This window comes from Xanthomonas sp. SHU 199 (assembly GCF_000364665.1).
Classification (GTDB): domain Bacteria; phylum Pseudomonadota; class Gammaproteobacteria; order Xanthomonadales; family Xanthomonadaceae; genus Xanthomonas_A; species Xanthomonas_A sontii.
The window spans coordinates 17,557-27,516 of sequence record NZ_AQOI01000815.1; the positions used below are offsets into that span (position 1 = coordinate 17,557).

General features: G+C 69.5%; 5 protein-coding genes. 2 read left to right on the top strand and 3 right to left on the bottom strand.

What is annotated here, in order from left to right; all coding sequences use genetic code 11:
- Nucleotide 1: 1 nt before the first annotated feature.
- Together D183_RS27655 and D183_RS0122280 are read left to right on the top strand one after the other, a co-directional pair.
- Nucleotides 2-1,039, top strand: a complete 1,038-nt coding sequence (locus D183_RS27655) for an OmpA family protein (protein ID WP_157835247.1) — start codon at nucleotides 2-4, stop codon at nucleotides 1,037-1,039.
- A gap of 107 nt (nucleotides 1,040-1,146) precedes the next feature.
- Nucleotides 1,147-6,831, top strand: coding sequence for an SdrD B-like domain-containing protein (locus D183_RS0122280; RefSeq protein ID WP_017910950.1), 5,685 nt, complete (start codon nucleotides 1,147-1,149; stop codon nucleotides 6,829-6,831).
- A gap of 259 nt (nucleotides 6,832-7,090) precedes the next feature.
- On the opposite strand, the gene D183_RS0122285 is transcribed toward D183_RS0122280, so the two are convergent.
- From D183_RS0122285 to D183_RS0122295, 3 genes are all read right to left on the bottom strand, one after another.
- Nucleotides 7,091-8,377 carry an AGE family epimerase/isomerase gene (locus D183_RS0122285; RefSeq protein WP_017910951.1) on the bottom strand — a complete coding sequence of 429 codons (1,287 nt, stop codon included), beginning with the start codon at nucleotides 8,375-8,377 and terminating at the stop codon, nucleotides 7,091-7,093.
- 90 nt (nucleotides 8,378-8,467) lie between these two features.
- Entirely contained in the window at nucleotides 8,468-9,772 is a 1,305-nt protein-coding gene (locus D183_RS0122290) for a sugar MFS transporter (protein ID WP_017910952.1), read from the bottom strand.
- Nucleotides 9,769-9,960 (bottom strand): substrate-binding domain-containing protein (locus D183_RS0122295; RefSeq protein WP_026144752.1); only part of this gene is annotated, 192 nt, incomplete at its 5' end. The genes D183_RS0122295 and D183_RS0122290, both read right to left, overlap by 4 nt.

The window sequence follows — 9,960 nt, forward strand, 5'->3', positions numbered from 1 at the left end:
CATGAAGACTCGTACCATTTCCTTTCCGCACCACGCGGTGTTGGTCGTCGTGCTGGGCGCGTGGGTGTTGCCCTGCGTCGCGGCAGAGAAGGCCGCCGCCCTGCAACTGCCGCCACAGCGCATCAGCGCACAGGCGATCCATGCCGATCACGGTGTCTACCAGGCCACCCAGGCGCGCATCAAGGCGCTCAACGACAAGGGCGTGCGGGTGGACGACTACGCGCTGGCGAAGGCGCAGTGCTGGCTGGACACCAGCTTCCACGAATACAGCCGCAACGACCGCGGCGGCTATCCGCAGGCGGCGCTGAGCGAAGCGGCTGCCTTGATCGGCGCGCTGGAGGAAGGGCGCGATCCGGGCATGGAGACTCCGTTGGTCAACCGGGCGGAAAAGCTGCGGCCCGATCTGTGGGCGCGGTACGACGCGCTCAAGCGCAGTAGCGGCTTTCGTTGTGCGGCACAGGCCACGGCCTGCGCGGAAGTGGAGCTGGTGCATGCCGGCAACGAGATCCACGATGGCGGCTGGCGTCATGCCAAGCCGTATCTGCAGATCGCCGAAGACCTGACCAGCCGCGCCGAAGCGCAGGCCGCGCAGTGCCCGGCCGCGGCGCCGGCACAGGCGCTGCCACCGGCGCCGTCCGAGCGTTTCGATCTGGATGCCGATGCGCTGTTCGCGTTCGATCGCGGCGACCTGGGCGGGCTGTTGCCGCAGGGCAAGCAGGCGCTCGACGGCATGGTGCAGCGCCTGACGGCGGACTACGCCAGCATCGAACGCATTCGCCTGGTCGGCCACAGCGACCGCCTGGGCCGGCAGGCCTACAACCAGCGCCTGTCCGAACAGCGCGCCTGGACGATCAAGCAGTATCTGCAGCAGCATGGCATCGCCGCGCCGATCCAGGCCGAGGGCGTTGGCGCGCGCGAACCGAGCGCGGCTACCGCGCAGTGCGTCGGCACCAGGGCCACTCCGGCGTTGACGCGTTGCCTGCAGCCCGACCGTCGGGTTTCGGTCGAGATCGTCGGCCGCCAGCGCGAGGCCCGCTGATGCGCCGGCCGTCTGGCTTTCTTCCCGCTGCGGCCGCGTCGCCGCGCCGCGTGCTGGCGGCGTATCGCGCTCCCGCATTCTGTCCTCCCATCACCGCGAGCATCACGATGGCTTCCGTCGAACGCGCCCAGCCGCTGCCGCCGTCCCACCCTCGTCCGCGCTGCGGGCTGCTGCGCTGGTTGGCCGCACGCCCCTGCGTACGCACCGCCGCACGCCGTGTGCTGTTGTTGAGCGTGTTGGTCTACGCGGTCCCCGTATTGGCGGCGGTGACCGCCGGCACCGTGCGCACCGGCTCGGGCGCCGCGATCACCGGAACCTCGCCGTACGACAGCCTGGACACCGCCGGCAACAACGGCGATGTGCGCAGCAACGACACCGTGACCTATGCGTTGCAGTATTACACCGACGGCGGCGACAGCCAGGTCACCATCACCTCGGTCCTGCCGACCTGTGCCGCCGGCACCACCGGCTGCGCCAGCGGCGACCGCATCTTCGCCTGGCAAGCGCTGCCGCTGCAGTGCGACGGCAGCGGTAGCGGCATCAGCGCCGATGGCCTGACCCTGACCTGCGTGATCAACGGCCCGATGGATGCTGGCGCACGCAGTATCCTGCCTGTGGTGCTGGTGCTACCCAACGCCCCCAACGGCGCGGTGCTGACGCCGCCTGCCACCACCTTCACCAGTCCGCAGACGGCGACGCCGCCAACGACCGGCTATCTGTCCACCGACAGCGGCGACGCCGTGGTCACGGTGCGCGCGCGCGGCGCCTACGACGTGGTCAAGCAGCCGCAGTCCAACGGCAGCCGCAACCGCTGGGTGTTCACCCAGCTCAACGGCCAGGACGGCTGGGTGATGAGCTATGCCGCGGGCATCCGTGCGCCCGGCGGGCGCAAAGGGCTGGAGCAGATCGATGCCGACGGCATCAGTTGGACCGACAACCTCAGCGACATCGTGGTGACCAGCAGCAACGATCCGAACGGTGCGGCCGCGCTGCAGAACGCGATCCGCACCCAAGGCGTGCTGTACAGCTGGCCTGCCGGCAACTGCGCGCTCAACAACGGCGCCAACAGCGGCAGCGTCGGCTTCTTCGGCATGCCCAACGGCGGGACCGGCCGCACCCCCAACCAACTGCGCGACAGCGGCACCTGTACCGCCACCCAGTCCGGCCCGGGCGCGCCGATCAACGTCGCCATCAAGGATGCGCCCTGGAGCGGGACCTACCTGTCCAGCGACGGCACCTATTTCCCGCGCCAGGGCACCGAGTACAACGACCTGAGTCCCGGCGACAATTACGTTGCGGCCCGCATGGTCAGCATCTGGATTCCGGCCAGCGGCTTCGATCCGATGATCAATGGGTCCGCGGTCACCGTCACCAACACCTACAGCAACGTGCGTGGGCGCACCATCAGCGGACAATCGCTCAGCGCCGACGATACCGCCAACAATGCGGCCAGCCTGAACTTCACCAAGACCGTGTCGGTCGGCGGCAGCAAGCAGTATCTGAACACAGGCGCCAGCGGCTGGCATACCGCCGACGGCACCGTGCAGGACGGGTCCAGTTTCGGCGCCGGGGTCGATGCCCTCAACACCAGCAGCACCCCGATCCAGGGGCTGGTGCTGTGCGAGAAACTGGACACCACCAAGTACCAGCTCACCGGCGCGGCGGCGCCGATCGCCGGCAGCCAGCCACAGGGCTGGGCCAACGGCAATGTGGTGATCGAATACGGAACCGGCGGCCGCAACGGCGTCGGCGACGGCTGGGCCAGCCGCGACGATCAGGCCAATGCCACCTGCGGCAACGATCAGTCGCCGACCTGGTACGCCGACTTCAATGCGGTGCCGGGCGGCGCGGCGCGGATCACCAAGGTACGCGCACGCGTGCTGGTACCGATGCCGGCCAGCGCCCAGGCATCGCTGCAACTGGCGCTCAAGGCCACGCGGACCGCACCGGTCTCCGGCTACGGCGTCGCTGCCGGGCATGTGTGGGACAACGGCACGGCGGTCTACAACTATGGCGCGATCGGCAGCCGCAATGTGCCGGATGGCAGTGCGCCCGATGCGGAGGGGGTGCGTTGGATCGGCCTGGGCGACGACACCAGCCGCTTCGCCACCAGCACCGCCTGGGGCGACGTGGTCACGCTGATCGCCGCGCGCGCGTCCATCAGCAAGGCCACGGTGACCCCGGCCAACAATATCAACGCGGTGATGGCCGGTCAGCAGGTGGAGTACGAACTGCGGCCGGTGCTGAGTTCGCCCGGCACGACCCCCACCACCACCACCATGCAGGTGCGCGACGTGCTGCCGCCGGAAGCACAGTACGTCGCCGGCTCGGCCTCGCTGGCACCCAGCAGCGTGCAGGCCAACATCCCGCAGTCCGGTTACACCACGCTGGTCTGGGATCTTCCCAGCGTCACCACCGGCCAGACCATCACGCCGATCCGCTTCAAGATCAATGTCGACGTGGCGTCGGCCAACGCGCGGGTGATGCCCAACTTCACTGTGGTCAGCAGCCCGCTCGACGCCGGCAGTTGCCAGAACTCGGGTGGGGTCTACGACGGCATTCTCAACAGCGGCTACAGCGTCGATCCCGCGACTGGCGCGGTGACCGGCACGCTGTGCCGTCTGGCGGCGCGCCGCGATCTGACCATCAGCAATCCCGGCGGCTTCCAGATCAGCAAGCGCGCCGACAACGACGTGGTGGAGCCGGATCAGGCGATCGGCTACACGCTGCGCTGGATCAGCGTCGGCGGCGACGTGCAAAGCAGCGATCTGATCGATGTACTGCCGTACACCGGCGATACGCGCGCCAGCCGGGTCACCGGCAGTGCCGGTCTGGCCGCGGCGGTGGGCGCGATCAGCGGCGATGGCAGTCCCGCGTCCACCGTGTATTACAGCAGCGCCGCAGCGGCCAGCATCGAGCGCGATCCGGATGCGTCCAGCAATGCCCTCAATGGCGGCAGCACGCGCTGGTGCACACAGGCGCAATTCGGCAATGCCGGTTGCCCGGCGTCGCTGACGCAGGTGACCGCCGTACGCGTGGTCAGCGCCGCCGGCGTACGCCAGCCGGACGGCCAGGTGCGCAGTGCGCGGATCGTGCTGCGCCCACAAGGCAATGCGGACGGCGATGTGTTCAGCAACGACTTCACCATGCGCGGGGTCAGCGGCAACGTGCCGTTCACCCGGGCCGTGGTGTCGGCGGCGGCGGCGACCCGCGTCGTGGCCGGGGCGCTGTCGGGCAAGGTGTTCCGCGACGACAACGACAATGGCCAGTTCGACGGCAGCGATGCCGGCATCGCCGCGGTGCAGGTGACGCTAGAAGGCTGCAGCAGCGGCCCGGACGGCATCGTGCAGACCGCCAGCCTGCCGGTCAGCGGGGCCATCGCCTGCGCCGGCGACGACGTGCCGGTCAACCGGTCCGCCAGCACGGATGCGCAGGGCGACTACCTGTTCGCCAACGTGATCAGCGGCCGTTACCGCTTGGTCAAGGCGCAGCCGGCCGGCTACGCGGACGGCAAGCGCCATGTCGGCAGCCTCGGCGGGACCGCCAATGCGGTCGGGACGGTGCCGAGCGTGATCAGCGACATCCTGGTCCCGCGCCAGGGCAACGGCGTACGTTACGATTTCGCCGAACTGCTCACCCGCGCCACCTTGGTACTGCGCAAGACCTCGCGCGGCGGCACCGGCAGCTTCGCCTTCACCCTGAGCAATACCGCGCAGGCCAGCGGCAGCGTCACCACCAGTGCCAGCGGCAGCGCGGTGCAGGTGGACGGCGACGCCGCCAGCGCCGGCACGCAGGCGTTCGTGGTATCGACGTTGGGGCGCGCGGTCGACATCACCGAAACCGCGGTGGCCGGCTGGCAACTCTCCGCTGCGGAGACCCGCTGCAGCATCGGCAACCGCGTGGTCGGCAGCCTGGACAGCGCATCGCGCACCTATACGGTTCCGGCCGCGGAGGTGGTCGGCGGGGTGGAGATCGTCTGCGACCTGGTCAACGACCCCGATGCCCGGATCACCGTCGTCAAGTCCGCCGATCCGGCCAGCGGCAGCGAGGTCGCGCCGAACGATCGCATCGCCTATCGCCTTGCAGTGAACGTCACCGGCGCGGCGACCACGGCGCCGGTCATTCTGACCGATACGCTGAGCGAGAAGCTGAGTCTGGACGTTGCTTCGATCATGACGCCGAGCGGCGGCACCTGCAGCGTGGCGGGGCAGATCCTCACGTGCACGCTGGCGAGCGGGACCGCGGCGGGCAGTCATGTGTTCGGTTACAGCGCCAAGGTCGCGGCCGATGCCACGGGTGCCGTGAGCAACGTCGTGGTCCCCAGCGGTGCGGACAACCCGGCCTGCATCAACCCCGAACAGTGCCGCACGCAGCATGCGATCCGCGCCATCTTCACTGTCACCAAGCGCGTGGTGGGCACGCCGCAACTGGTACCCGGCACGGCCGACGAGTTCAGCGTGCGCTACCGGCTGGACGTGGCCAACATCGGCGGCAGCGCCGGCGAGTACGCGCTCACCGATACGCCGCAGTTCGATGCGGATGCGCGCCTCCTGAGCGCCACCTCCACCCGCGGCAGCGAAAGCGCCGTGAGCCTGGAGGGGAGCGGGGCGTGGGCACTGGCCAGCAAGCGCACGCTCGCCGCTGGCGGCAGCGAAACGTATCTGCTCGATCTGCACCTGAAGGTCGCCGCCGGCAGCAACCAGGACGACGACGCCTGCGTCGCCGGCACGCCCCAGCATGGCCTGTTCAACCTGGCCACGCTGTCCGCGGCGCAGGGCAGCTTGCAGGACAACGCCTGCGTGGAGACGCCCAAGCCGGTGCTGTCCAACCTGCTGTCGGTGGAGAAGACCGGATCCACCCGCCAGGCCGAGGTCGGCGATCTGGTCGGCTACACGGTACGCATCCGCAACAGCGGTACCGGCATCGCCTTGCGCCCTGTGCTGGTGGACCGCCTGCCTGCCGGCTTCCGTCTGGTCGAGGGCAGCGTTCGCGCACGTGGCGCCACCTTGCTGAGCGTGCAGGGTGCGCCCGGGCCGGTGTTGCGCATCGAAGTGGAGCGCATCGATCCTGGCGCGGAGGTCGTCGTGGCCTACCGCGTGCGATTGGGCGTGGGGGCGATGCAGGGCGACGGCATCAACCGCGCCCAGGCCGAGTGTCGCACCCGCGTGCAGGGGCCCAGCCAGGTCTGCTCGAACGAGTCGCGCTGGAAGGTGGACATCAGCGGCGGTGTGTTCGGCGAGGAAGGCTGTGTGGTCGGGCAGGTGTTCGTGGATTGCAACGGCAACTCGGTGAAGGATCCGGAGGAGCTGGGCATCCCCGGCGCGCGGATGTACATGGAGGACGGCACCTACTTCATTGCCGACTCGGAGGGCAAGTACAGCTACTGCGGCGTCCGTCCGACCACCCACGTGATCAAGATCGATCCGCGTACCCTGCCGCGCGGCAGCCGGATGGTGACCAGCAGCACGCGCAACGCCGCCGACGCCGGCAGCGTCTTCGTCGACATGAAGAACGGCGAGCTGCAGCGCGCCGACTTCATCGAAGGCTCGTGCAGCAATCCGGTGATCGAGCAGGTCAAGGCGCGGCGCGCACAGGGCGAGATCGGCAGCGTGCAGACCGAGGTCGGCCAGCCGCCGTTGACCTTCGAGAGCAAGCCCGCCCCGCAGCGCGACCCATTGCAGCAGGGCACCGACTCGGCCAATCAGCCGATCGAGCAGGTGCGGCAGCGGCCGGCACAGGGAGATGCCAGGACGAACGACGCCAAGCCGGCGGCGGCGGATGGGACGCCGTAGACCGGCAAAGGCGAATACGCCCCGCGGCGCGGGGCGTGTGGCGCAGAACGACGAGCCAGATGCAGCAGCCAGCGTTCGTTCGCCAGCGACGGCGGGGCGCTTCGGCGCGCGGTCGGTTGACTGGCGGCGCTCCCAAACGGGCGTCACTGGGCCATCCTCCCCTGGGAGGGGCTTCGGCCCCGACGCGACGCGCGCGAAACGCCAGGCGGATCAGCCCGGCGCTCTACAGGACGCCCAACGACACGCCAACCTGTTCGCGTTACGCGAACGCCTTGCTGCCGCGCATCACCGCCAGCACGTCGTGGCAGGCGCCCATGGTGTGGTAGTCGGTCTTGCCGGCCGGGCTCTTCTCGTCGCTGTAGCTGCGGTTGTCGCGGCTGAGGATGCGGAACCAGGCGCCGTAGCGGTGGTCGACCAGGTGCTCCCAGGAGTACGCCCACAGCGTGTCGTAGGCGTTGCGATACGCGGCATCGCCGGTGGCGGCCAGCAGCCGCGAGGCCGCGGCGATGGCTTCGGCCTGCACCCAGAAGTACTTGTCGTCGTCGCAGAAGTAGGTCGGCGCCGCGGCCACGTCGGGCGCGCCGACCACCGGCGCCTCTTCGGTACCGGAGGCGAAGCCGTAGACGATGCCGCCATGCTGCGCGTCCCAGCCGTGCGCCAGGGCGGTGTCGAACAGATGCCGCGCGGTCGGCAGCAGCCACGCCGGCGCGGTGCCGGTGGACGCCTGCAGGTGCCCGTGCAGCAACACCAGCAGCTTGGACCACTCGACCTGGTGGCCGGGCTGGAAGCCCCACGGCCGGAACAGGTGCTTGGGGTTGTCGCGGTTGTAGTCCCAGTCCCCCTGCCAGTCGGCGTCGTAGTGCTCCCACACCAGGCCGCCCGCCAGCGCCGCCTGGCGGCGGGTGATGTGGTCGGCCAGCAGCAGCGCGCGCTGCAGGTAGCGCGGCTCGGCGCTGGCCTCGTAGGCGGCGATCAGCGCTTCGCACAGGTGCATGTTGGCGTTCTGGCCGCGGTAGCTGGAGAACGTCCACTCCGGGGTGGCCTCGTCCCGGTACAGGCCGGCGGCGGCGTCCCAGTAGCGGGTTTCCAGCAGCTGCCAGGTCTCGTCCATCCACGCGTCGGTGTCCAGGCCGGCCTTCTTCGCGGTGGCGTAGGCCAGCAGCACGAAGGCGGCGCCGTAGGCGTGCTGGGTGCGGTCTTCGGCCACGCCGTCGCGCAGGGTCCACACGTAGCCGCCGCTGGCGGTATCGCGGTGCACCTCGCGCAGGTAGCGCAGGCCGTGGCGCGCGGCGTCCAGGTATTCGGCGGCCAGCGCCGAGTCGGCGAACTCGATCGCCGCCATCGCGTAGTTGAAGACGAAGCGGGTGCTGCTGACCAGGTGGCGATGGCCGGCGTCGTACACGCTGCCGTCGTCGCGGAAGTAGTGGAAGAAACCGCCCGCCGGGTCGATCGCGCGCGGGTGGTAGAAGGCCATGGTGTCGGCGATGTGTGCGCGCAGGACGGCGGCGTCGGCGAAGTCGGGCAGGGGCGTGGCGGGCAGGTTCATGCGGTTGGCTGGCGAGCTGGGTGAGGGAAGGGAAGACGGCGGCGCACGGCGGCAGCGTGTGCGCCGCCGTGCCGGGAACGGATCAGCGGATCAGTGCATCACGCGCGCGGTCGGCGCAGCGGTGGCCGCGGCCGCCGTCAGTTCCGGCGACAAGCGCGAACCGCGCAAGCCGTACCAGACGATGTAGACGTAGCACAGCAGCGGGACCACGAAGGCATGCTGGATGCCGATCGCATCGGCCAGCAGGCCCTGCACCAGCGGCACGATGGCGCCGCCAACGATCGCCATGATCAGCAGGCTCGATGCCTTGCTGGTGAGCACGCCCAGGCGCTCGATGGCCACGGTGAAGATGGTCGGGAACATGACCGAATTGAACAGGCCGATGGCGATCACGCTCCACATCGCCACGTGGCCGGTGCTGACCATGGTCACGACCAGCAACAGTGCGGCGATGCCGGCGAACACCGCCAGCAGCCGGCGCGCTGGGATGAACTGCAGCAGCGCGGCGCCAGCGAAGCGGCCGACCATCGCGCCGAACCAGTAGTACGACAGATGGTGCGTGGCGTCGGCTTCATTGAGGCCGCCGGTGGTGGGGCCGGAAATGTAGTTGATCAGGAAGCTGCCGATCGCCACTTCCGCGCCCACGTACATGAAGATCGCCACCACGCCCCACAACAGATGCGGGTGGCGCAGCGCGTCGGCGAAGCGGTGATGCGACTCGGCGCCGCTATCCTTGTCCTCCCGCAGCGACGGCACCCGCATGACCAGCATGAACACCGCCAGCAGCAGCAGGCCGCCGGCCAGCATCAGGTAGGGGATCTCCACCGTACGCGCCTGTTCGATGCGGTAGGCGGACAGCTGCGCGGGATTCATCGCCGCGATCTGGTCGGCGCCGAGCACCGCGCCGGCCAGGATCAGCGGGCCGATCAGCCACGGGAATACGGTGGTGCCCAGCGAGTTCAGCGCCTGGGCGAAGTTGAGCCGGCTCGGTGCCTTCTCCGGCGCGCCGATCAGGCTGATGTATGGGTTGGCCGCCACCTGCAGCAGGGTGATGCCGCTGGCCAGCACGAACAGCGCGGTCAGGAACAGTGGGTAGGAGGGCAGGCGCGCGGCCGGGTAGAACATCGCTGCGCCGATCGCCGCCACCACCAGTCCGATGACGATGCTGGCCTTGTAGCCGACCCGCGACACCACCGCGCCGGCCGGCACCGACATCAGGAAGTAGGCGCCGAAGAAGGTGAACTGGATCAGCATCGACTGCGCGTAGTTCATCTGGAACACGGCTTTCAGATGCGGGATCAACACGTCGTTGAGGCTGGTCAGGCCGCCCCAGGTGAAGAAGATCATGCTGACCACCGCGATGGCGGCGGTGTTGGACAGCGGGCGACGGCTCATGCAGCGACTCCGGGAACGGGCGAGAGGGCGACCCGGCTGCTGGCACGCAGGCACAGCCGGGCGGGGGCGATGGTAAGCGCAGGCAGGGCCTGGCGGTGGCGCAGCGCGTCCAGCACCAGGCGCGCGGCCTGCATGCCGCGCTCGCGCGGGGCGACGGCGACGGTGGACAGCGGCGGGGTGGCGACGGC